Below are 20,145 nucleotides of genomic sequence, written 5' to 3'. Positions count from 1 at the left end.
CTATCGCCGTATCCCGTTCAACCATCCAGAAGAGAGTGAACCATGATGTCAGTGAAACGACTGCTTTCCGTACTTGTGCTCGCATCCATCAGCGCCCACGGCTTCGCGGCCGACGTAATCTACCTCAAGGGCGCCGAGGCTAAAGACGCGCTGGCGAAATATGAAACCGCCCTGCGCCAAAACCCGGACGATTTCGAGGCATTGAAATCCGCAGGCATCATCCTGCATCAGATCAGCCGCACCGCACCCGACAAGCAGCGGGTCGAGACTGCGGAGCAGTATCTGAAGAAGGCTCAGAAGCTGCACCCGGAGGATCAGGAGGTGGCCGGCTGGCTGGGCAGCGTGATCACCATGAAGGCCCTGTTCGAAACCGATCCGGGCAAGCAGACCTTTTTCGTCAAATCCGGTACGCGCCTGCTCGACAAGGCCGTGCAGAAGGATCCCGACAATCTGGTTGTACGCCTGACCCGCGCCTACAACAGCATGGAGCTGCCGGTCTTCCTGAAGCGAACCTCGTTCGCCGTGGTCGACTTCAAACATTATCTCGCGCTGTGCGAATCCCGTGAGTGCCCGGCGGAGCACCTGGCGGACGCCCGCGGCAAGCTCGCCGAGGCGGAGAAAATCCTCGCCGAAAACCGCTAAAGCTTACGCATCGGAAGGACATCGACTCATCATGCCGAATACAGACACCAATCGAGCGACGGGCGGCTCCGTCACCGCATCGGGCCCGGCATCGCTCGCCGGGCGCCGCGTGCTGATCGCCGGCGCCAGCGGCGCCATCGGTGCCGCGATCGCCGCAGCCGTCGCCGACGCGGGCGCGCGGGTCTGCCTGCATTACCATCGGAGCAGCGGCCCCGCCGAGCGCTTGGCCGAGCGTATCAACGCGGAGCGGGGACAGTCCCGCGCCTTTCCGGCGCAGGCCGACCTGACCGACCGCGAAGCGGCGGAAAACCTGTTCGATCGCGCGTTCGATCGGCTGGGCGGCGTGGACGTCCTGATCAATTGCATCGGCACGGCGCGCGACGATTCGATCATGATGCTGACCGAACGCGATGCGGACCTCATGCTGCGGGGCAACCTGGCGCCGGTCGTCTACCTGTGCGAGGCAATGCGGCGCAGATGCGCCGCCGGAGATTACGGCCGCATCATCAACATCACCTCGATCACCGGCCTGGTGGGACAACCCATGCGTTCGCTGTACGGGGCGGCGAAAGGCGCGGTCATCGCCTACACCAAGGGACTGGCGCGGGAAATCGCCGGCCGCGGCTGGACCGCCAACTGCATCGCGCCGCAGGTCCTCGACGGCGGCATCGCCGATGTCATGAAACCCCAGGTGCGCGCCGCGATCATGGGCAGCACGCCGATCAAGCGCAGCTGCACCCCTAATGATCTGGTCGGTGCCGCCCTGTTCCTTGCCTCGGCCGAAGCCGGCTTCATCACCGGAACGGTCTTGAACGTCACGGGGGGGCTGGTCACATGGTAAGCCATCCCCGTATCTGGCTCCTGGGGCGCGAAACCTACGCCGGCGCACTCGCCGACATGCTGGCCGCGCAAGGCGCCACGGTCCACCACTCCGAGGAATCGGACGCGACGAATGCCGAATCGGCGACGGAACGTCTGGAACGATCGGCCGAAGCGGCGCACGCAGCGCTCGGCGGAATCGATGCGCTGGTCTTTCTCGACCGCATGCGCCAAGCCTCGGCCGAGCCCGATCCCGATCGCGTGTTGACGGAAACGATAACTGCGAGCCAGCGGCTGTTCCTCGCGGTACGGGCGCTCGCGCCGAGAATGGCCAAAGACGGCGTCGAAGGCAACGTGATCGTGATCTGCGACGACGCCGCCAGCAGCGGGCGCGAAGGCTTCCTGGCCGGGTCCGCCGCGGGCGGCGCGCTGATCGGCATGAGCAAATGTCTGGCCAAGGAACTCGGCCGCTACCGGATCGCCGTCAACGTCCTCTGTCATGGCTTCATCGAGGGCATCGACACCGGCGTCCAGCTCACGGTCCACGAACAGATGTTGTTCAAGGTGATGGGGCTTGCCAGGCATGGCAATCCGGGCCATCTCGCCGCCAACATCCTGCATCTCGCTCGCGGCGGCCATTGGATGACCGGGCAAGTGCTGCGGGTGGATGACGGTTTGATCATCTAGACACGGGAATGCCGCGAGTTTCAAAGACCACGAGCGAATCACACGAGAACGAAAAACCTATGGGCTTCATTCAAATAAGCGAATTGCACAAGACCTACTGGCTCGGCGAGAGCCAGGTGCATGCGCTCCGCGGCGTTTCCCTCGCCGTGAACGAAGGCGAGCGCTTGTTCCTGGGCGGCCCCTCGGGCAGCGGAAAATCGACGCTGCTCCACATCATCGGCTGTCTCGACCGCTTCGATCAGGGACGTATCGTCGTCGCGGGACGCGATGTCGCCTCCGCCGACGATCGGGCGCTAGCCGACTTCCGCGCGCGCTACATCGGCTTCGTTTTTCAGAATTTCAATCTGCTGCCGGTGCTGACGGTATTCGAGAACGTGGAATATCCCTTGCTCCTGAACGGCGAGAAAAGCGCCAAGAAACGCCGCAGCCGGGTCGAAGGCATGCTCGAGGCCGTGGGGCTGCTCGGACACGCCAAACACTATCCGAACGAGCTTTCCGGCGGGCAGCGACAGCGGGTCGCCATCGCCCGCGCGCTGGTCCATCATCCGCGCCTTCTCATCGCGGACGAGCCGACGGCCAATCTGGATTCCACTACCGGCGAAGCGATCATACAGCTCATGCTGGACCTCTCTCGCGAGCAGGGCTCGACGGTGATCATCTGCACCCATAACCGGGAACTTCTGGAAAATGCCGAACGCTGCATCCTGCTGCGGGACGGCAAGATCGAGAACGACGCGACGGCGGGAACTCAGGGGAGGACGGCGGCATGTTTCTGATCAAGGTTGCCTGGCGCAACATTCTCCGCCACAAGCGTCGTTCGCTGTTCGCCCTACTGACGATTCTCTCGGGCGTCACCGGCATCATCCTGTTCGGCGGTTTCGTCGAGGCCAATTATATTGGCCTTCGGGAATCCGTGATTCGCAGCCAGTACGGGCATCTCCAAATCCACCGCGCGGGCTACGAAGCGAACCATAGGCAAGACCCCGACCGCTACCGCATGCCGCTGGAGCAGGCCGAACGGGTCAAGGCGCTCCTGGAGAGCAACCCCCACGTACAAATGACTTCGCGCAGGCTCGAGTTTACCGCGCTCCTGGGTAACGAAAAGAATAGCCAGGCGTCCATCGTGCGCGGCGTCGACCCGGAGACGGAAACGCTGATCAACTCGGCGCTGACGATCATCGACGGCACCGATCTGGACGAGGAGGAACCCGAGGGCGTATTGCTCGGGGAAGGTCTGGCTCAGGCGCTCAACGTCAAGGTCGGCGACCAGCTCTCGCTACTCGCGTCCACCGTCAACGGAGTGATGAATGCGGTCGACGTGACGGTCCAGGGCATCTTCCAAAGCTTCGCCAAGGAATACGACGATGCCGCCATGATGATGACGCTCCCGCACGCGCAGCAACTTCTCAATACCCAGTCGGTCGACACCGTCGTGGCGCTATTGGACGAGACCATGGCCTTGGACGCGGTGGTGGCGGACGTGGCCGACCGCAGCCGGGCGCAAGACCTCGGCATCGAATGGATCGAATGGCATAAGCTGGCCACCTTCTACCAGAAGGTGGTCGATCTATACGACGGCTTTTTCCTGTTCATCAATCTGGTGATTTATGTGGTCGTGGTGTTCGGCGTGGCCAACACCATGATCGTCACGGTCATGGAGCGCACCGCCGAGATCGGCACGCTGCGCGCCATGGGCACCCATCGCGGCGGCATCGTCCGGCAGTTCCTGACCGAAGGCCTGATGCTGGCCGTCCTCGGCGCCGTACTCGGCGTCCTCGCAGGCATCGCCCTGACCTATTCGCTGAATGCCCTCGAGATCATGATGCCGCCGCCTCCCGGATCATCCAAGGGCTATCCGCTCCGCATCGCGTACGTTCCCTGGATCTGGGCCGGTTCGGTCGGCGCGGTCGCCCTGATCGCCCTGTTCGCCACCCTGGTGCCGGCCATGCAGGCGGCTCGGAAATCCATCGTCGATGCTCTGAGATACGTTTGATCACTACCCATTCGTGAGGAAGCACCCATGAAATCCGTTTTATCCTTCGTGACCGGCGCTCTGCTGCTGGCCTTGTCCGCTTCCGTGGCGGCCGAAGACATGCCTAAGAGCAACACCCCGTCGGCGGTCGAATTGCTTCGGAAAGCCGACGAATACCGCAATTTCAAAGGCAAGTCGTTTGCTTTCGAACTCAAGCTGCGCAGCATCGAGCCCGACGAGGCCGAAAAGATCTTTCTGCTCAAGGCCGAGATCCTGAATGCCCACACCTCGCTGATCATCTACGCCGATCCGGTCAGCGAGCGGGGCAAAGCGCTCCTGATGGATCAGAGCAATCTCTGGTTCCACTCGCCCTTGAGCAGCAAGCCGATTCGCATCACGCCACAGCAGCGGCTGCTGGGCGAAGCCTCCAACGGCGACGTCGCCAGTACCGATTTTTCCGGCGACTACGATCCGACCTACCTGAGGCGCGAAACCGTGGACGACATCCCCTGCCACGTCCTCGAACTGAAGGCCAAGCCCGACAGTCTCGCGACCTACGACAAACTGCACCTCTGGATACAGGAGAAGAACTTCATGCCCTACCAGGCGGAGTTTTTCGCGGCTACCGGAAAGCTGCTCAAAACGGCGCGCTATACGCGCTATGAGAAGCTTCCCGACTTGGGCGGCAAGGAGCAATTGGTCACCATCGAGATCCAGAACCCCTTGAGCGCGGGCAAGAAGACCATCATGGAATATTCGCAGTTCAAGGTCACCGAACTCCCGGTTTCCCGGTTCACCGTGTCGGCGCTCAGCAGGCTGAGATGAAATCGACCCGCCACGGCGCAATCGCTCTCATGCTGACGGCAGCCTCATGCAGCCCCTCGGCCTCGGCCTTCGACCTGGGCGGTGTGGGTGTTCGCGGACAGGCCGAGGCCGCGTGGCAGTATGCGCCGCCCCGTGCCGACACGCCCTTCAACCCGGACGGGCGGATTCTGGATTTCCCGGCACACACGGGCATCCTGGGGCTGCGCCTGTCGCCCATTTACGGCTCTGGCCCCTTCACGCTCAGGGGCGATTTCTGGGGACAGGAACGGATACGCAGCACGGATGGGGATGCGGACTTCTACACGCAGTCGGCGGCGCTCGACTGGAACGTTTCCGACAACGTGGTGCTCAGCGGGGGCGTCGACATTTTCAAGTGGGGTCCCGGCTACATCTGGAACCCCAGCAATCCGTTCCAGGACCAGGAGCTGAATTTCGAAGACCGGGTTTTCTCGTACAAGCGGAACGGCGAGGTCTACGCCAGCCTCGACTGGACCGGGGAGGACGGCTGGGGCGCCAGCGCCTACACGCTCAACCATAAGTCTCGGGAAAAAGTCTACGGACCGGATAACCGCTACGAGTGGGCCTACGCCCTGCGCCTGCGCAAGCAGTTCACCAGCAGCGACGCGGCGCTCACCTATGCCCGTATCGGAGACATGAATTTCGTGGGCGGATCTTATTCGGCCGCGATCGGCGACAAGCTCGAACTGCACGGCGAATTCAGCGTGCGCGACCGCCGCCGGACGGCGCTGCCGCGACGCATCGACCTGCCCGGCGGAACCGAGAGTTTTTATGTATTCGACCGCGACGACCGACGCGAATGGCGGCCGCAATTCCTACTGGGCGGACAGTACACGACCGAAAGCCTGGTCAACGTTATCGTGGAATATCTGTACAACGGCGAAGGCTATAGCGAAGGGGAGTTCGACCGGTTGGAAGACGCCGCCGGATCGAGCACGCCGCTGCTCGACTCCCCCCTGGGGCCTGCGGCCGGCGGATTCCTGGGCACGGCGAACACGCTGCTCGGCCGCATGCAGCGCCACTATCTGTTCGCCCGCATCTCCGACAGCCATTTGATCGGCGACCTGGACGCCCGCGCCTTCCTCCGTTACGGAATCGAGGATCAGGGCGTGTTGCTCGGCGGATTATTGCGTTACCCGATACTCGACCGGGCGGCCATTCTCATGGGCGGCCAATACTACGGCGGCGCATCCGGATCGGAAACCCAAGATATCCCCTTCGGTTTCGTCGTGTATTCCGGGTTCGCCCTTTACCTTTGATTTCGATAACTACCTGAAGGTGTTCACGATGAAAAAAAAGACAGTGCTTGCCGTGGCGGCGGCCGCCTTCATCGGCGGCTGCGGAAAGGAATTTCCGGAGACGCCGTGGTCCTCGGCGGATATCGAGCTGCGCCGGGCGATCGAGCATCAGATCGACTACGACAGTCGACTGGAACTGGCGCGCCTGGACTTCATGCACAATCGGATCGACGAGGCCGACGCGCTGCTCCGGGAACTCGTCAAGGAAAATCCGGACGATATGACGGCGAAAGCCTGGTTCGCGGCTAACGAGTGCAAGATCGCCGGCCGAACCGGACCTTGGCTGCTCGGCATGGAAAAACTCTATTTGGTGTGGGATTGTCTGAAGGACCTCGACGAAGCCGCCCAAAAGGCGCCTGACGACTTCACGGTGCTGCTCGTGCAGATGAATACGGACGCCGAGGTCGACATGTACGGTTCCATGCAACGTGCCCTCGATACCCGGGCACGCCTGGAAAAACAGATCGAGGCGAGACCGGATGCCTACCCGCCGTCGGCCCGATCCGCCTTTTTCGAGACGGCGGCCCGCATCGAAGCCCTGCGGAACAACCCGCAAGCCGCGACGGACTACTGGCAGCGGATCGTCGCGCTGAACGCAGACCCCGACGGCGTCGAGCGGGCGAAACGGGAAATCGCGGCATTAGCCCAGACGCCGCCGAACCATTAGAGCATTTTCCGATTGGGTGTCAGAGCGCCCGACAGGTAGGTCGGCAATCCCTTGCCGACAAAACCCTTTGCCGAGCCGATAAGTCGGCAAGGGATTGCCGACCTACGTTCTTCCCTCCCGACACGAAGCCGTACACCGGGATGAAAAACGCTCTAAGTACATTCCATACACTTTTGCGGAATCTCGACAAATTAGTTCGATTGGCGGATTTCTCCTGCAGTGGTGCGTATGCCGCAAGACTTCCCTGAATGTACTTAGGCTTCCACGCGGTCGCGCCGCCCTTTTTACCAAAACCTTTGGGGCGCCCTCGTCACCAAAACGACCAATTTTTGGCGACGAGTGATCGCCTGCGGCACGTCTGCCTTTCCCATCGCAATCGTGTCTTTAGTGGGCATTTTTCACTAAGGAAGCTCTGATTAAGTCCTTCGACAGGCTCAGGACAGGCTTGTCGAACGCTCTCCTGAGCCTGTCGAAGGGCATGAACGGAATCCACTTGTTCAGAGCTTACCTAACGCCTGGCAGAGTGGATTGGGCAATCGCCGCGCTTCAATATGTAGGCGAAAATAAGCGGTGGGTCGGCAATCCCTTGCCGATCCACCGCCATGTCTCCCGCCGGGTCATGTCAGGAAAGATTTCCCCGTCCAGCCGGCTTCACTTGAGGGGGTTTGGCGTGTAAGCCTAGTCCTACAAGGTTTTCCGTATTTCACCGACTTGACCGTCATGCTCTTTGGGCGTTTCCTAGCGCGGTATCGCACCGGAAAATTTCGCTTTCATTGCGGCGTTCCCAGCTTGTTCGAGCTGCAATTCCGGACCAGCCGTTCAGCTCGTTTTTTCTAGCTCCGTCGAGTTGACCTACGCCCAAGTGACCCGACAAGTGCCGGCGGTTTGACGTATCGGCCCGAGACCGGCTGTCGAGTGTGGCCGGCAGACCGGTGAAGGGCCAAATCGGTGCGATGCTCGATAGAGGTAAGCGGTATTGGAGAGGGACAAATCGGCCGACGCTTGAGCGTCTGTCACATTTTGGATTCGGCTGACGTACAACGTAGTCGGATGATCTCAAACAGGAGGAGAGATTACATGAGCAAGAAGACGGTCACCATTTACGCGCTAAGCCTGTGCCTGATGGCAGAGCCCGTTGTGACGCAGGCATTGACGCCATCCGAGGAGTTGGGAAAGTCCATATTCTTCGACGAAAATCTATCGGTCAACGGCAACCAGGCCTGCGCTGCCTGCCACGCGCCCGAGGCGGGCTGGACCGGCCCCGACTCCGCGCTCAACGCAGCCGGGACGGTGTATGAGGGTTCCATAAGCGGCCGATTCGGCAACCGCAAACCGCCCAGTTCGGCCTATGCGTCCCCCAGCCCGGTCTTGCATTATGTAATCGAAAAGAAGGACGCATTATTCATCGGCGGCAACTTCTGGGACGGCCGCGCCACTGGCGAAAAACTGGGCAACCCGGCCGCGGACCAGGCACAAGGCCCTTTCCTCAATCCCTTGGAGCAAGCCCTGGCCGCGCCGGCCGATGTCGTTTCGAGAGTTTGCGGCAGCTCCTACGCGAGCCTTTTCAAGCAAGTCTGGGGATCGGATGCCTGCGATCCGGACAACGTGGACGCCGCTTTCGACCGCATCGCGCGCTCCGTCGCCGACTTCGAGGCCTCGCCCGAGTCGAACGCCTTTACCTCGAAATACGACTATTATCTAAAAGGCGTGGTCAAACTGACCAAGCAAGAGAAGAAAGGGCTTAACCTATTTAAAGGCAAAGGAAAATGCGTGAACTGCCATGTCGTGGATCCGGGTCCCAACGGCCAGCCGCCGCTGTTCACCGACTTCACTTATGACAACATCGGCGTGCCCCGCAATCCCGACAACCCCTTCTATACCCAGTCCGAGTTCAACGCCGCGGGTTTTGGCTGGATCGACCTCGGTCTCGGCGAATTCCTGGCGAACCGCTCGGATTATCAGCAATTTGCACCGGCCAACCTGGGCAAACAAAAGGTGCCCACGCTGCGCAACGTCGACAAGCGGCCGTATGAGGGTTTCGTCAAGGCTTTTGCACATAACGGGTATTTCAAGAGCTTGAAAGGGATCGTTCATTTCTACAACACTCGGGATGCCAAACCGACTTGTCTCAATCCGTTCACGACGGAAGCGGATGCGCTGGCTCAAGACTGCTGGCCGGCACCGGAAGTTCCCGTGAATGTAAACACCGACGAATTGGGCAATCTTCATCTGACCGACGATCAGGAGGATGCGATCGTCGCTTTTCTGAAGACACTGTCGGATGGATACCACCCCTAACTTGGTCGTCCACCGGGCCGCTGACGCGGCTCGGTGACCGCCTCGCGAGTCATCAAAAAAGAAGAAGAAATATGAAAAATCTTATCTTGATCACGATCGGAATCGTTGGAAGTCTCGCTCTCCTGAGCTCATTCGCCATAGTCCACAGTGCGGGTACCGGAAACACTATCGAAGGATGTATCGGCTTTCTGCCGGCCGGGAAGTCCTATTCCTTCAACATCGCGGGAAGCGTAGACACAACCGGCGCCAGCCCGAAGATGGCCGGGTCGTTTACGCTTTCCGATCCCACTCTCCCGGCCGAACGCGCCGAACTGCCCGAAGAGGCGAAAGGTTTTGCATCGTGCGTCGCCGCCTTGATTCGGTGAGAATCGACACGCACGAGTTGCTCAGCGATCGTCATTAGGCTTACCTTAGGAAAATACGTCGTTGGCGCTGAACCCGACTTCGCCTATTAACCCGGCCTATAAATATAGGCCGGGTTAATCCGGGGCAGGGATGCCCCGGCGCGGCGACAAGCCGCGTGAGCCCAGGCCGGGCGTGTACCGGGCCTGGGCGGCGGCCCGAAATACCAGGAGGGTATTTACGGGCCTGAATAATAGATCGGAAAGTCGCTTCTCGAAGAACCAAAATCACCCCGGAGACATGAACGCATGGCGCAGACGGTTGAATGGCCGAAAAAAGCTCGCGAGATCCACAATCATCATTTCGATTCCACGATCTGGAATGACTTTGCATTTCGGGATGACGACATCGTCGTCGCGACTTACGGGAAATCCGGTACGACCTGGATGCAGCAGATCGTTGGCCAACTGCTCTTCGGCGGCGATCCGGGTATCGAGGTCGCGACCATGTCGCCGTGGCTCGATCTGCGCGTACCGCCTAAAGCGGAAAAGCTGCCGGTCGTGGAGGCGCAGACCCATAGGCGTTTCCTCAAGACACACTTGCCGGTAGACGCCCTCGTATTCTCGCCTCGCGCCAAGTACATCTACATCGGACGCGACGGGCGGGACGTGGTCTGGAGTCTGTACAACCACCACGCGAATGCCAATCGGGCCTGGTACGAAGCCTTGAACGACACGCCCGGACGCGTGGGTCCTCCGATCGAGCCGCCGACCAGCGATGTCCGGCAATATTGGCGCGACTGGATGGATCGGGACGGCTATCCTTTCTGGCCGTTCTGGGAAAACGTCCGCAGCTGGTGGAGCATCAGGAATATGCCCAACGTCATGCTGGTCCATTTCGCCGATTTGAAACGGGATCTGCCGGGCCAGATACGCCGCATCGCCGCCTTCCTCGACATCTCCGTAGACGAATCGAACTGGGGAGCCATCGTCGAGCATTGCTCCTTCGACTGGATGAAGCAGAATGCGCCGAAAAGCGCTCCGCTGGGAGGCGTCTTCTGGGACGGAGGCGCTCGGGTTTTCATCAACAAGGGAACGAACGGCCGCTGGACGGATACTCTCACGGCGGACGATGTGAACGAGTATGAGTCCCGCGCCGTCGCGGAATTGGGCGCCGACTGCGCCCGTTGGCTCGCATCGGGAGAGACCTGACCTTTCCCTCTCTTAAGGCAACAGGTCTTCCACTTTGCGGGTTGCCGCCTCGCATTCGGGAACCGCGTCGACAAGCCGCATTTTGGCCTGAAAATCGGTGTCCTGCCCGGTCATGGACTCGGAAACGACGTCGTTGAGAGATGCACAGACTTGAAGCATATGAGCCTCTTCTTTCGCGAGCTCGGCGGCGTCCTCATCATCGATATCGTCGCTTGTGCCCGAAAGTTCGATGAGTTCGTTGACGACTTGGTTGTGATAGCGAAAAACGTGCTCGACGTATTCCGCGAACTCGCGCTGGTTCATCGTGCGTGTATTGCCCCCGGGCGTGTGCACTGTGATGAGGGAGCACGCCGCGAGAGGAAGGCAGCACACAATGGCCAGAATACGACCGTTCGGCCGTGCCGGCCTATCACCCCCAACTTTACGATTCATAATGTCTCCTGTGGCAGGATATTCAATTTGCAGAGCTAAGATCCGAAGCCGTGATCCCGTACGGCGATTCTGGACCTCTTATCGGCCCATGGCCAGCGGGCGCCCGCATTGCACGCGATCACGCCGAATTATGCCGACAACGCGAATAGCTCCGGATGGTTTGGCCGGCTAGCGCTTTAACTCGGTCTGATTTGTTTTCGCTTCGACCAGAGCACAGCTCGTAGGGCAGAATAGCAGAACCTTTCCCTTCCCTGGCTCGTCAATCTCCGCGCCTCATCGATCATCAAAATTCTCCCAACCCGCGCCGGGATGATTGTCGCATATCCGATCCGCGAAGCATCTGTTCGTAAAACTCCTTAGCAACTGTAAGAGTCTTCCGACTTACTAATTGTTAAATTTGAGCTTTTTTTTCGAGCCGATAGGGCTCAAAGGAGGAGCCACATGCGCAGCAAGATGCTTATCGGTCTCCTAGTGTCATTATTCGGACTCAACCTCAACGCCGCGATAGCCGAAGAAGCCATACAGCACGCTCAAGCCGGGATTGCCGGAAAAGACGAAAAGGGGCGCGTGTTCACGAAGGAGCGGCACATCAAGGAAGCCTGGAAACACTCCGAAGCCGCGGTACTCGCCGGTGAGAAGGGCGACGCCAAAGGCGTGGGCGAGCACGCAAAACTCGCCAAGACGTACGTGGAGGCCGCATTGACCCAGTCCACGTTCGACGAGCATTTGACGGCGGCATTGAAAAGCCTGGATAGCGCCATCGAGCATAGCGACGCGGATCAAGCCGAGATGGCGCGGCAAGCGGCCCAAGAGGCCATCGATCACCTCAGAGCAGCAAAATAGCGTGCGCGCTTTCACCCTCGCCCTAACCATTCCCCGAGGGAACGGGCAGAAAACCCGTTTGTGCAAATTCTATCGTTTGAATCCACCTCGGCGGCTACGATTGATATGGGAGAAACTCATGAAGATACCCACCCAAGAAGGAAGGAAACGCTATCGGCCGGATGGCATTTACAAGGGGCCCTTTACCAACGATCAGAGCTTTTGGGAAGTCTGCACATGCGTTCCGGAATGCCCGGACCCCTGCTTGGGGCAATGCGGATGCCAAGCGTGCGTCACCGCGTACGAAGATACCCTTTACTTCGAGGGCGTAACCTCGACCAAATTCTGAGGCCAGACTGATCCGAGATCCCGCCACCCGCACGGGAGGACCACACAGACTGTGGTGATGGGTGCTAAGCGATCCCGGAGCGAAAAACATCCGAGGAGATCGAAGATGACTGCAATTCAGCCTTATGAAACCGATCGGGTCCGACGGCATACGCCCCCGGACATCAACGCGCGCATCGACGACGAAATTCGCGCGACTATTAGCCAGTACGCCGGTACGAGCCGGGAAACCCTGACGCGCCGCATCGATGCGCTGGACCGGGAGTGGGACATCGAGAGGGTATTGGAAGCCAATGCCGCCAGTTTTTCTCTCGCCGGCTTGGCCTTGTCCCAAATACACAGCCGCCGTTGGCTATGGCTTTCGACCGGCGTCGCCGGCTTCCTCCTTCAACACGCGCTGCAAGGCTGGTGTCCGCCGGTTTCCGTGTTCCGTCGGCTCGGCATCCGCACACGGCGCGAGATCGACCGGGAAAAATACGCACTGAAGGCACTCCGAGGCGACTTCGAGTCGATTGCGGGAGGTCAGGCCGCCCGCGATGCCGACACCGTGTCTCGGGCGGTCGAGATCTGAGCTCCGCTTCTTTACCGTTCCCGAAAAGGAGACCGGCATGTCCAAAAGGACGACCTTCGTTTTGGCGGGTCTGCTAATCGGCAGCTCGATGGACCAGGCTTCGGCGGAATCCAAGTCCGGATGGGAATACCCCGCCATTCGGGGCTACGGCAAGGTTCGGCCGTATCCGGATGCGGCGGCGCGGCCTTCGCCGGATCGGACTTACAAGGTGCTGTTCGACATCACCCAAGGTGCCGAGACGCCCGAAAAGCCGAACGAAGGGCTGGATCACGTGGCCCGGCTGATCAACACCTTCGCCCTGGCCGGAGTGCCAATCGAACGCCTGAAGCTGGTTCTGGTGGTGCACGGCTCGGCGACCCCGGCGATTCTGAAGGACGAACGCTACCGCAACCGGTTCGGCAACGGAAACCCCAACACGGAACTGATCCAGGCGCTGAAGAAAGCCGGCGTTACGCTTTACGTCTGCGGGCAAGCTCTGGCGGAAAAGGAATTCGAGCCGGCCGACGTCAATCCGGACATCACGGTGGCGCTTTCGGCTCTGTCCGTACTCCCGCTGTATCAGATGGACGGGTACGCCCTGATTCCGGATTGAAGAAGCATGCCGTCCTCTTAACCGATGGAGTAGCCGACGTGTGGAAACACCTCTGGCTGGCCGTTTCGGCCTTTCTGTTCGCGGAGTCGATCATGAGCGCGGATACTTCGGCCACCGCCGCATTGCCCGCCGTCTTCCCGCCTTGGCAAGGAGAAACGCCTCCCGCTGCCCATCCCGGTGTCGTGTTCACGGTGCCGGAAGTCGACAACATGCCGGATTTCCACGGCAATCCGGCTGCGGCCGAGTTCGTCGTATTTGCCGGCGGCAACTACTTTTTCGCCCTGGAAGAACTGGTCGACGCATTCGAGCGGCAAAAGCCCGAACTCCGGGGACGAATCTTCTACGAAACGCTTCCGCCGGGCGTCATCGTGAAACAACTTCAAGACCACAACACGATTACCGTGGGCAATCTTACCCTGTCGATCCAGCCCGACGTGGTCCAGGCCGGAGAAAAACGGATCGCCGAACTGATCGAACAGGGCGTCTTGCAAGGTCCGCCGGTGCGTTTCATTAAGAATCGCCTCGCCATCATGGTGAAAAAAGGCAATCTCAAGGACATCCGTTCGCTGGAAGATCTCGGCAAGCCGGGTGTGCGGCTCGCCAATCCCGATCCGGAAACCGAGGGCATTTCCGAGCAGATCAGAGCCGCTCTCCGGCAGGCGGGCGGTGAGGATCTGGTCCGGGAAATCTACGATACCAAGGTGAAAAAGGGCGACGCATTCCTGACCGAAATTCATCATCGGCAGACGCCGCTCTGGATCATGCAGGGCAAGGTCGACGCCGGGGTGACCTGGATCAGCGAGCCGCGATACCAGATGATGATCGGCCATCCTATCGACTTCGTTCCGATCCCGCCGAAACACAACCGCGAGGGCATACAGGCCGCCGCCATCGCCAAGAACGCCCGAAATCCGGGTGCCGCGAAGGATTGGCTGGCGTTCCTGCGTTCCGACGAGGCTGAATCCATTCTCGAGAAATACAGCATGGCGAGACCGCGCTAGGATCCAATCCCATTAGGCGCTTGAAACCCTTCCATACGCTCGGGGTGAACGGTCCATTCGGGACCCATTGGTCTATTTTCGTAAGAGACCGGTCTGCGCCGTTTCATCGTTTCACGGATGTCCGAAACGATTTACAATCCTCCGAACGCCACGCTTGCCATGGGTAAGCGGTAATGCAACAGGAAGTCCAAACCATGGCCGAGCGACGCAACTTTCTGCCCCGGAGCGAATTTCCGAGACTCTTGTCCGAACTGATTTCCGCCGGTTATCGATGCATCGGTCCGCGCGTCAGGGACGGCGCCATCGTTTACGAGCCGATTACCGGCGTCGAGGATCTGCCGCAGGGTATCCACGACCGGCAAGCGCCGGGCCAATACGGGCTGGAACAAACCGCCGAGCCGCGCTTCTTTGCCTGGGCCAACGGACCGCAAGCTCTGCGCCCGCTGACCTTCGCCGGCCGCGACAAGCTCTGGACCGCGGAGCGCAAGGCCGACGGGTCCGTCGAATTCGCCGGCGAATCGCCGCAAGCCGAACCCGTAGCCGTCATCGGCGCCAGAGCCTGCGATCTGGCCGCGCTCTACATCTACGACCGGCATTTCATGCAGGGCGAGCATCCCGACCCCTGGTACACGGCGCGGCGGCAAAAGCTGTTCCTGATCGCGGTCCATTGCACCCACCCCTCCCTCAACTGCTTTTGCGCCTCGACCGGCGACGGACCGCGGGCAAGCTACGGCTACGATCTCGCGCTTTCGGAGCTGGACGAGGGCTTTTTGATCGAGGCGCGAAGCGAAAAGGGCGAGCGGATTCTCGCCGGACTGCCGGTCAAGAAAGCGAGCGCCGAACAAATCGAAACCACCGACCGGGAGATCGAGGACGCCGGCCGTCGGCAGGTCAAGGGCGTTCCGTCACGCAATCTCAAGGACGTGCTGTTTGCCCGTCTCGATCATCCCCGCTGGAACGAGGTGGCGCAGCGTTGCCTTTCCTGCACTAATTGCACCCTAGTCTGCCCCACCTGCTTCTGCCATAGCGAGAACGATGTGCCGAGCCTCGACGGGAGCCGCAGCGAACACTATCGGGAATGGGATTCCTGCTTTACCCAGAGGCACAGCTACATCCACGGCATCACCATCCGTCCCGATACCCGCACCCGTTATCGCCAATGGCTGACTCACAAGGTGGGCAGCTGGCACGACCAGTTCGGGCGCTCCGGCTGCGTGGGCTGCGGGCGCTGCATCACCTGGTGTCCGGTGGGGATCGACATTACGGAAGAACTGGCGGCCATCTGCCGCTGAGGAGGCCCATGCAAAATCCTTATCTGCCGCGCGAAGCCGAAATCGTCGAACGCGTCCAGGAGGCGCCGACCATCTTCACCCTGAAGCTGAGGTTCACCGATCCGGCCGCCCAAGGCGCCTACGGATACGTACCCGGCCAGTTCAACATGATTTACCTGTACGGCATCGGCGAGGTGGCGATTTCCATCGTCTCCGATCCCGACGAGACGGAAACGCTGGACCACACGATCAGGGCCGTCGGCCGCGTCACCCGCGCGCTGAGCCGGCTCCAGCCGGGCGACCGGATCGGCGTGCGCGGTCCCTACGGGCGCGGATGGCCTCTGCTCGAAGCTCAGGGAAAGGATGTCGCGCTCATCACCGGAGGGCTCGGCTGCGCGCCGCTGGTTTCGGTCATCCGCTACATCGTGGCGCGGCGCGAGCGCTTCCGGCGGCTCTTGATCATGCAAGGCGTCAAACGCTCCGACGACCTCATCTGGCACGAGCAGTACCAGCGATGGAGGGAATTGCCGGATACGCAGGTGCTTTTGGCGGCGGAAGTGGCCGAGCCCGGCTGGACCTGGCATCAGGGCCTGGTGACGGCGCTGTTCGACCGGACCCATATCGATCCTGGCCAGACCATCGTCTTCCTGTGCGGCCCCGAGCCGATGATGCGTGCTTCCATCTACGAGCTCGGCCAGCGCGGCGTGGCCGACGGGAACATCTGGCTCAGCATGGAGCGCAACATGCACTGCGGCATCGGCCATTGCGGACACTGCATGATCGGCGCGCCCTTCGTGTGCCGCAACGGCCCGGTGTTTCCCTATCCCGAATTGAAGGCCCTCCTGGGCAAGAAGGGGTTCTGACATGGACAAGAAGCTTCGCGTCGCCGTCCATAAATTTTCGTCCTGCGATGGTTGTCAGCTGGCCTTTCTCAATGCCGGCGAAAAACTGGTGGAACTGTTCGAGCTGGCGGACGTGGTGCACTTTGCCGAAGCGGGCATCGTCGACCCCGATGCGCCGGCCGACCTCGCCTTCATCGAAGGCAGCATCTCCACCCACGAAGAGCGGGAGCGCATCCGCCGCATCCGCGAAAACACTCGCTTCCTCGTACCCATCGGCGCCTGCGCCACCTCGGGCTGCCTGCAGGCGCTGCGCAACCAGGCGGACGCCGCCCGCTGGTTCGCCGACGTCTATTCCGATCCCTCGAAGATCGACCATCTGGACACGGCGACGCCCATCGCCGCCAATGTGCCCGTAGACATGGAGCTCTGGGGCTGCCCGGTCAACACCCGGCAGGTCATGGCGACGGTGAGCTCGCTGCTACTCGGCGCCCCGCCGCGGGACGAAAACGAAAAAATCTGCATGGAATGCAAGCGGAAAAACATCGTCTGCGTCATGGTGGCCCAGGGGCAGCACTGCATGGGACCGGTCACCCGCACCGGCTGCGGCGTGCTGTGCCCCGGCATAGGCCGCGACTGCTACGGCTGCTACGGACCGGCGGAGAACATCAACGGCGACTCCTGGGGCCGCTGGTTCGAGCAGAAAGGCATGCCCGCAGAGCGCATCGCCCGCCGCTTCCGCTACATCAACAGCGAAGCCGAGGCCTTCCGCGAAGCCGGCAAGCGCTGGAGGGAGAAATCATGAACGAGCGCCGGGAAATCAAGATCAACGTGCCCGTCCTGGCGCGGGTCGAGGGCGAAGGCGCCCTCGATCTTCACATCCGCGACGGCCGCATCGAGAACCTGAAGTTCAGCATTGGCGAGCCGCCGCGCCTGTTCGAGAAGTTCCTGGAAGGACGCGAAGCCTTCGAAGTACCCGATATGGTGGCGCGGATCTGCGGCATCTGTCCGGTGGCCTACCAGATGAGCGCGGTGCAGGCCCTGGAAAGCCTGTTCGGCTGGCGCTCCACGCCCTGGATAGAAGCCATGCGCCGGGCCATGTACTGCGGCGAATGGATTCAGAGCCATAGCCTGCACATCCACCTGCTGGCGGCGCCCGATTTCTTCGGATACTCCAGCGCTCCGGAAATGGCGCGGGATTATCCGGACGAGGTCCGCCGCGGGCTGCGCCTTCAAAGTCTCGGCAACGAACTGATCCGGCTGTTCGGCGCGCGCTCGGTGCATCCGGTGGGCGCGCGGCTCGGCGGGTTCCATTCCGCGCCGCCCAAGGACCGGGTGACAAAGCTCTTGGACCGGCTGCGAGCCGCTCTGCCGGATGCGGAAAACCTGGTCGCCTGGACCGCGAGTGTCGATGTGCCTCAAGACCAACAGGACTTCGTCAGCGTGGCGCTGCGGCACCCGAGCGAATACCCGCTCTATTCCGGCCGCATCGTTTCGGACACCGGACTCGATATTCCCGTCGACCGCTACGAAGATCACTTCAAGGAGCACCAGGAACCCCATTCCACCGCGCTATATTCCTTGCTGGAAGGTCGCTCCTATCTGGTCGGTCCCCTGGCTCGGCTCAACCTGAACTGGGATCGGCTGCCGGAACCGGTGCGCTCCACGCTGGCGAAAACTGGCATCCCCTTCCCTTCCCGCAACGTATTCCACAGCATGCTGGCGCGCGCCGTCGAGATTCACCTCGCCATCGTGGAAGCCATACGCCTGCTCGAGAATTATGAGCCGGACGTCCCGTTCGTCTCCGGCCATACCTGCGTCGGCAGCGGGTTCGGCTGCACCGAGGCGCCGCGCGGACTGCTCTGGCACCGCTACGATGTCGGCGAGGACGGCAAAATCCTCAAGGCGCGCATCGTCCCTCCGACTAGCCAGAACCAGGCCCGCATCGCCGAGGACCTGCACCGCTCGATCGAAGCCTTCGGACTCGACCGCAGCGACGGCGAATTGCGGCTGCACGGAGAAAAGGTCATCCGCAACTACGATCCGTGCATTTCCTGCGCCACGCATTTCCTGAAGCTGAAGGTGATTCGCGAATGACGCCGGTCCGCGTTCTGGGGCTGGGTTCGCCTTTCGGCGACGACCGACTCGGCTGGATCACGGTGGAAAACCTGATGCTGTCGGACGGCTTCCGCGCGCTGCCCGAGGGACTCGTATCGGCGGAGGTCTGCGCCCCGGTCGGCAACCATCTCCTCGATGCCATGCGGGGCGCGAGTCTCGCGATCCTGATCGACGCCGCGCAATCCGGATCGGCGCCGGGTTCGGTCCGGCGCCTGGATGCGCAACAGATCGAAGACGGCTCCGAGCCCTGCTCCAGCCACGGCTTCGGGCTTTCGGCAACCCTGGCCCTGGGCCGGGCGCTGAACGATCTGCCGGACAAGGTCATCATACTGCTCGTCGAAATCCCGGCCGATGCCGAATTCGGACCGGGCGACGGTTTGAGCGCGCCGGTGGCGATGGCGATCCCCGGCTTAGTCGCGGCCGTTCTGTCCGAAATCACGCAACTGGCGGGACTCGTCATGAAAGCCTGACGCCCTGGGCAAATCAAAAGCTTTATGCCTGAATTTTTTTCAGTATCTTCGCAGGAACCCCGCCGACTACCGTGTAGTCCGGAACGTCTTTATGAACAACGGCTCCGGCCGCAATCACCGCCCCTTCACCGATCGTAACTCCCTGCAAAATAATCGCTCCTGCACCTATCCAGACTTTATCTTTCACTACTATAGGTTTGGTGAAGACTCTTCTGCCTTTGCCCTCCTCGTGAATAACGTCGTGGCTTGCAGACTCAATCGATACCCGCGGTCCGATCAGGCAGTGCCTTCCGATTCGTATTTCACTCTCTTGACAACCAAATCTCGTTTCGCTGTTGAAATATGTGCCTTCTGATATAAATATCTTATTCGTAGTATCTGCGCGCAAAGAAAGGGGCCCGGTGATTACTACCCGCTTTTCGATATTTAAGCCTGCCATCCTATAAAAACTTGGTCGAATCTTATTGAAATAGAGGTATCTTGGAAGTGAATTACCAAGAGTAATAAAAAAATGGTTTAGTAAAACTTTTAATAATACTTTCATTAACCCCCCTAAAATACAGATATGGCGTTTTCGAATCCTGTTAGTAATTCGAAACAGCGAGACAGGAGCGTTCCGTTCAAACTAAGGAACGTTGAGATTCGACCGGCCAACCGGATACGGTTCGTCGCCACGGAATTCAGTACGGAATTTGCGCATTCTTTCCGGAGTTCCCGCATTTCCCGCGACGATGCGTCACGGCATCTTGCGCTGCGGCACAGCCCGTAATCCCAGCATGGGGCGCCTTTCCCCGCTGTCTCTGGCGTCGCCGCTTTGCTAACTCGGTTACTATCGCCGCGGGTTTGCGCGCGATCGTCCAGTGTCCTGGCATATCCCGTGCCACTGAGCGGAAGCAAGCTTT

General features: G+C 60.7%; 23 protein-coding genes. 21 read left to right on the top strand and 2 right to left on the bottom strand.

Annotated elements, in window-relative coordinates:
- The first annotated feature begins 42 nt into the window (after positions 1–42).
- From ACWJJK_RS07090 to ACWJJK_RS07040, 11 genes are all read left to right on the top strand, one after another.
- On the top strand, positions 43–642 hold the full coding sequence (locus ACWJJK_RS07090) for a tetratricopeptide repeat protein (RefSeq protein ID WP_086133516.1): 600 nt from the start codon (positions 43–45) through the stop codon (positions 640–642).
- A gap of 31 nt (positions 643–673) precedes the next feature.
- The gene (locus ACWJJK_RS07085; RefSeq protein ID WP_077730645.1) at positions 674–1,483 is read left to right on the top strand and encodes an SDR family NAD(P)-dependent oxidoreductase; all 810 of its coding nucleotides are present in this window, start codon (positions 674–676) and stop codon (positions 1,481–1,483) included.
- Complete coding sequence (locus ACWJJK_RS07080) at positions 1,477–2,148, top strand: SDR family oxidoreductase (RefSeq protein ID WP_156879830.1); 672 nt, start codon at positions 1,477–1,479, stop codon at positions 2,146–2,148. Before ACWJJK_RS07085 ends, ACWJJK_RS07080 begins: the two co-directional genes overlap by 7 nt.
- A 59-nt stretch (positions 2,149–2,207) precedes the next feature.
- Complete coding sequence (locus tag ACWJJK_RS07075) at positions 2,208–2,924, top strand: ABC transporter ATP-binding protein (protein ID WP_086133513.1); 717 nt, start codon at positions 2,208–2,210, stop codon at positions 2,922–2,924.
- Positions 2,915–4,141, top strand: a complete 1,227-nt coding sequence (locus ACWJJK_RS07070) for an FtsX-like permease family protein (RefSeq protein WP_156879829.1) — start codon at positions 2,915–2,917, stop codon at positions 4,139–4,141. Before ACWJJK_RS07075 ends, ACWJJK_RS07070 begins: the two co-directional genes overlap by 10 nt.
- A 27-nt stretch (positions 4,142–4,168) precedes the next feature.
- On the top strand, positions 4,169–4,945 hold the full coding sequence (locus ACWJJK_RS07065) for an outer membrane lipoprotein-sorting protein (RefSeq protein WP_156879828.1): 777 nt from the start codon (positions 4,169–4,171) through the stop codon (positions 4,943–4,945).
- Complete coding sequence (locus ACWJJK_RS07060) at positions 4,942–6,222, top strand: hypothetical protein (protein ID WP_156879827.1); 1,281 nt, start codon at positions 4,942–4,944, stop codon at positions 6,220–6,222. The genes ACWJJK_RS07065 and ACWJJK_RS07060 overlap by 4 nt, the downstream gene beginning before the upstream one ends.
- A gap of 28 nt (positions 6,223–6,250) precedes the next feature.
- Positions 6,251–6,928, top strand: coding sequence for a hypothetical protein (locus tag ACWJJK_RS07055; RefSeq protein WP_156879826.1), 678 nt, complete (start codon positions 6,251–6,253; stop codon positions 6,926–6,928).
- Positions 6,929–8,005: 1,077 nt separating this feature from the next.
- Positions 8,006–9,226 (top strand): cytochrome-c peroxidase, encoded by a 1,221-nt coding sequence (locus ACWJJK_RS07050; RefSeq protein ID WP_077730652.1) that lies wholly within the window; start codon positions 8,006–8,008, stop codon positions 9,224–9,226.
- 71 nt (positions 9,227–9,297) lie between these two features.
- On the top strand, positions 9,298–9,591 hold the full coding sequence (locus ACWJJK_RS07045) for a hypothetical protein (RefSeq protein WP_077730653.1): 294 nt from the start codon (positions 9,298–9,300) through the stop codon (positions 9,589–9,591).
- Between the two features lie 285 nt (positions 9,592–9,876).
- Positions 9,877–10,779 carry a sulfotransferase domain-containing protein gene (locus tag ACWJJK_RS07040; RefSeq protein ID WP_086133509.1) on the top strand — a complete coding sequence of 301 codons (903 nt, stop codon included), beginning with the start codon at positions 9,877–9,879 and terminating at the stop codon, positions 10,777–10,779.
- 12 nt (positions 10,780–10,791) lie between these two features.
- Here ACWJJK_RS07040 and ACWJJK_RS07035 read toward each other — a convergent pair whose 3' ends face one another.
- Positions 10,792–11,211 carry a hypothetical protein gene (locus ACWJJK_RS07035; RefSeq protein WP_133717184.1) on the bottom strand — a complete coding sequence of 140 codons (420 nt, stop codon included), beginning with the start codon at positions 11,209–11,211 and terminating at the stop codon, positions 10,792–10,794.
- Positions 11,212–11,652: 441 nt separating this feature from the next.
- Between ACWJJK_RS07035 and smbP the strand changes: the two genes are divergently transcribed.
- The 10 genes from smbP (at position 11,653) to ACWJJK_RS06985 (ending at position 19,243) form a co-directional block, all read left to right on the top strand.
- On the top strand, positions 11,653–12,054 hold the full coding sequence (gene smbP, locus ACWJJK_RS07030; RefSeq protein ID WP_077730656.1) for a small metal-binding protein SmbP: 402 nt from the start codon (positions 11,653–11,655) through the stop codon (positions 12,052–12,054).
- 118 nt (positions 12,055–12,172) lie between these two features.
- Positions 12,173–12,382: a hypothetical protein gene (locus tag ACWJJK_RS07025; RefSeq protein ID WP_434130731.1), complete on the top strand. Its 210-nt coding sequence runs from the start codon at positions 12,173–12,175 to the stop codon at positions 12,380–12,382.
- Between the two features lie 105 nt (positions 12,383–12,487).
- Positions 12,488–12,952 carry a YgaP family membrane protein gene (locus ACWJJK_RS07020; RefSeq protein ID WP_077730658.1) on the top strand — a complete coding sequence of 155 codons (465 nt, stop codon included), beginning with the start codon at positions 12,488–12,490 and terminating at the stop codon, positions 12,950–12,952.
- Between the two features lie 37 nt (positions 12,953–12,989).
- Positions 12,990–13,544, top strand: a complete 555-nt coding sequence (locus ACWJJK_RS07015) for a DsrE family protein (protein WP_166642542.1) — start codon at positions 12,990–12,992, stop codon at positions 13,542–13,544.
- Between the two features lie 38 nt (positions 13,545–13,582).
- A complete protein-coding gene (locus ACWJJK_RS07010; protein ID WP_454128785.1) occupies positions 13,583–14,545 on the top strand; it encodes a substrate-binding domain-containing protein in 963 nt (320 codons plus the stop codon).
- A gap of 194 nt (positions 14,546–14,739) precedes the next feature.
- The gene (locus ACWJJK_RS07005; RefSeq protein WP_086133506.1) at positions 14,740–15,837 is read left to right on the top strand and encodes a 4Fe-4S dicluster domain-containing protein; all 1,098 of its coding nucleotides are present in this window, start codon (positions 14,740–14,742) and stop codon (positions 15,835–15,837) included.
- Between the two features lie 8 nt (positions 15,838–15,845).
- Entirely contained in the window at positions 15,846–16,679 is an 834-nt protein-coding gene (locus ACWJJK_RS07000) for an FAD/NAD(P)-binding protein (protein WP_119629439.1), read from the top strand.
- Position 16,680: 1 nt separating this feature from the next.
- Positions 16,681–17,460, top strand: a complete 780-nt coding sequence (locus tag ACWJJK_RS06995; protein ID WP_347258197.1) for an NADH-quinone oxidoreductase subunit B family protein — start codon at positions 16,681–16,683, stop codon at positions 17,458–17,460.
- Positions 17,457–18,752 (top strand): Ni/Fe hydrogenase subunit alpha, encoded by a 1,296-nt coding sequence (locus ACWJJK_RS06990; protein ID WP_454128784.1) that lies wholly within the window; start codon positions 17,457–17,459, stop codon positions 18,750–18,752. Before ACWJJK_RS06995 ends, ACWJJK_RS06990 begins: the two co-directional genes overlap by 4 nt.
- Positions 18,749–19,243, top strand: a complete 495-nt coding sequence (locus ACWJJK_RS06985; protein WP_454128783.1) for a hydrogenase maturation protease — start codon at positions 18,749–18,751, stop codon at positions 19,241–19,243. The genes ACWJJK_RS06990 and ACWJJK_RS06985 overlap by 4 nt, the downstream gene beginning before the upstream one ends.
- 22 nt (positions 19,244–19,265) lie before the next feature.
- Here ACWJJK_RS06985 and ACWJJK_RS06980 read toward each other — a convergent pair whose 3' ends face one another.
- Positions 19,266–19,787: an acyltransferase gene (locus ACWJJK_RS06980; protein ID WP_139841022.1), complete on the bottom strand. Its 522-nt coding sequence runs from the start codon at positions 19,785–19,787 to the stop codon at positions 19,266–19,268.
- Between the last annotated feature and the right edge of the window lie 358 nt (positions 19,788–20,145).

The sequence above is a fragment of the Methylocaldum gracile genome, assembly GCF_053646815.1.
This window is presented reverse-complemented; position numbering and strand designations above follow the sequence as displayed.

What these genes read in the sequence shown, in the direction of transcription:
- ACWJJK_RS07070 (WP_156879829.1), top strand. Translation starts at nt 2,915, where the DNA reads ATGTTTCTGATCAAGGTTGCCTGGCGCAACATTCTCCGCCACAAGCGT.
- ACWJJK_RS06985 (WP_454128783.1), top strand. Translation starts at nt 18,749, where the DNA reads ATGACGCCGGTCCGCGTTCTGGGGCTGGGTTCGCCTTTCGGCGACGAC.
- ACWJJK_RS07015 (WP_166642542.1), top strand. Translation starts at nt 12,990, where the DNA reads ATGTCCAAAAGGACGACCTTCGTTTTGGCGGGTCTGCTAATCGGCAGC.
- ACWJJK_RS07025 (WP_434130731.1), top strand. Translation starts at nt 12,173, where the DNA reads ATGAAGATACCCACCCAAGAAGGAAGGAAACGCTATCGGCCGGATGGC.
- ACWJJK_RS07065 (WP_156879828.1), top strand. Translation starts at nt 4,169, where the DNA reads ATGAAATCCGTTTTATCCTTCGTGACCGGCGCTCTGCTGCTGGCCTTG.
- ACWJJK_RS07045 (WP_077730653.1), top strand. Translation starts at nt 9,298, where the DNA reads ATGAAAAATCTTATCTTGATCACGATCGGAATCGTTGGAAGTCTCGCT.
- smbP (WP_077730656.1), top strand. Translation starts at nt 11,653, where the DNA reads ATGCGCAGCAAGATGCTTATCGGTCTCCTAGTGTCATTATTCGGACTC.
- ACWJJK_RS07080 (WP_156879830.1), top strand. Translation starts at nt 1,477, where the DNA reads ATGGTAAGCCATCCCCGTATCTGGCTCCTGGGGCGCGAAACCTACGCC.
- ACWJJK_RS07075 (WP_086133513.1), top strand. Translation starts at nt 2,208, where the DNA reads ATGGGCTTCATTCAAATAAGCGAATTGCACAAGACCTACTGGCTCGGC.
- ACWJJK_RS07035 (WP_133717184.1), bottom strand. Translation starts at nt 11,211, where the DNA reads ATGAATCGTAAAGTTGGGGGTGATAGGCCGGCACGGCCGAACGGTCGT.
- ACWJJK_RS07040 (WP_086133509.1), top strand. Translation starts at nt 9,877, where the DNA reads ATGGCGCAGACGGTTGAATGGCCGAAAAAAGCTCGCGAGATCCACAAT.
- ACWJJK_RS07060 (WP_156879827.1), top strand. Translation starts at nt 4,942, where the DNA reads ATGAAATCGACCCGCCACGGCGCAATCGCTCTCATGCTGACGGCAGCC.
- ACWJJK_RS07055 (WP_156879826.1), top strand. Translation starts at nt 6,251, where the DNA reads ATGAAAAAAAAGACAGTGCTTGCCGTGGCGGCGGCCGCCTTCATCGGC.
- ACWJJK_RS06980 (WP_139841022.1), bottom strand. Translation starts at nt 19,787, where the DNA reads ATGAAAGTATTATTAAAAGTTTTACTAAACCATTTTTTTATTACTCTT.
- ACWJJK_RS07000 (WP_119629439.1), top strand. Translation starts at nt 15,846, where the DNA reads ATGCAAAATCCTTATCTGCCGCGCGAAGCCGAAATCGTCGAACGCGTC.
- ACWJJK_RS07090 (WP_086133516.1), top strand. Translation starts at nt 43, where the DNA reads ATGATGTCAGTGAAACGACTGCTTTCCGTACTTGTGCTCGCATCCATC.
- ACWJJK_RS07020 (WP_077730658.1), top strand. Translation starts at nt 12,488, where the DNA reads ATGACTGCAATTCAGCCTTATGAAACCGATCGGGTCCGACGGCATACG.
- ACWJJK_RS07050 (WP_077730652.1), top strand. Translation starts at nt 8,006, where the DNA reads ATGAGCAAGAAGACGGTCACCATTTACGCGCTAAGCCTGTGCCTGATG.
- ACWJJK_RS07005 (WP_086133506.1), top strand. Translation starts at nt 14,740, where the DNA reads ATGGCCGAGCGACGCAACTTTCTGCCCCGGAGCGAATTTCCGAGACTC.
- ACWJJK_RS07085 (WP_077730645.1), top strand. Translation starts at nt 674, where the DNA reads ATGCCGAATACAGACACCAATCGAGCGACGGGCGGCTCCGTCACCGCA.
- ACWJJK_RS06995 (WP_347258197.1), top strand. Translation starts at nt 16,681, where the DNA reads ATGGACAAGAAGCTTCGCGTCGCCGTCCATAAATTTTCGTCCTGCGAT.
- ACWJJK_RS06990 (WP_454128784.1), top strand. Translation starts at nt 17,457, where the DNA reads ATGAACGAGCGCCGGGAAATCAAGATCAACGTGCCCGTCCTGGCGCGG.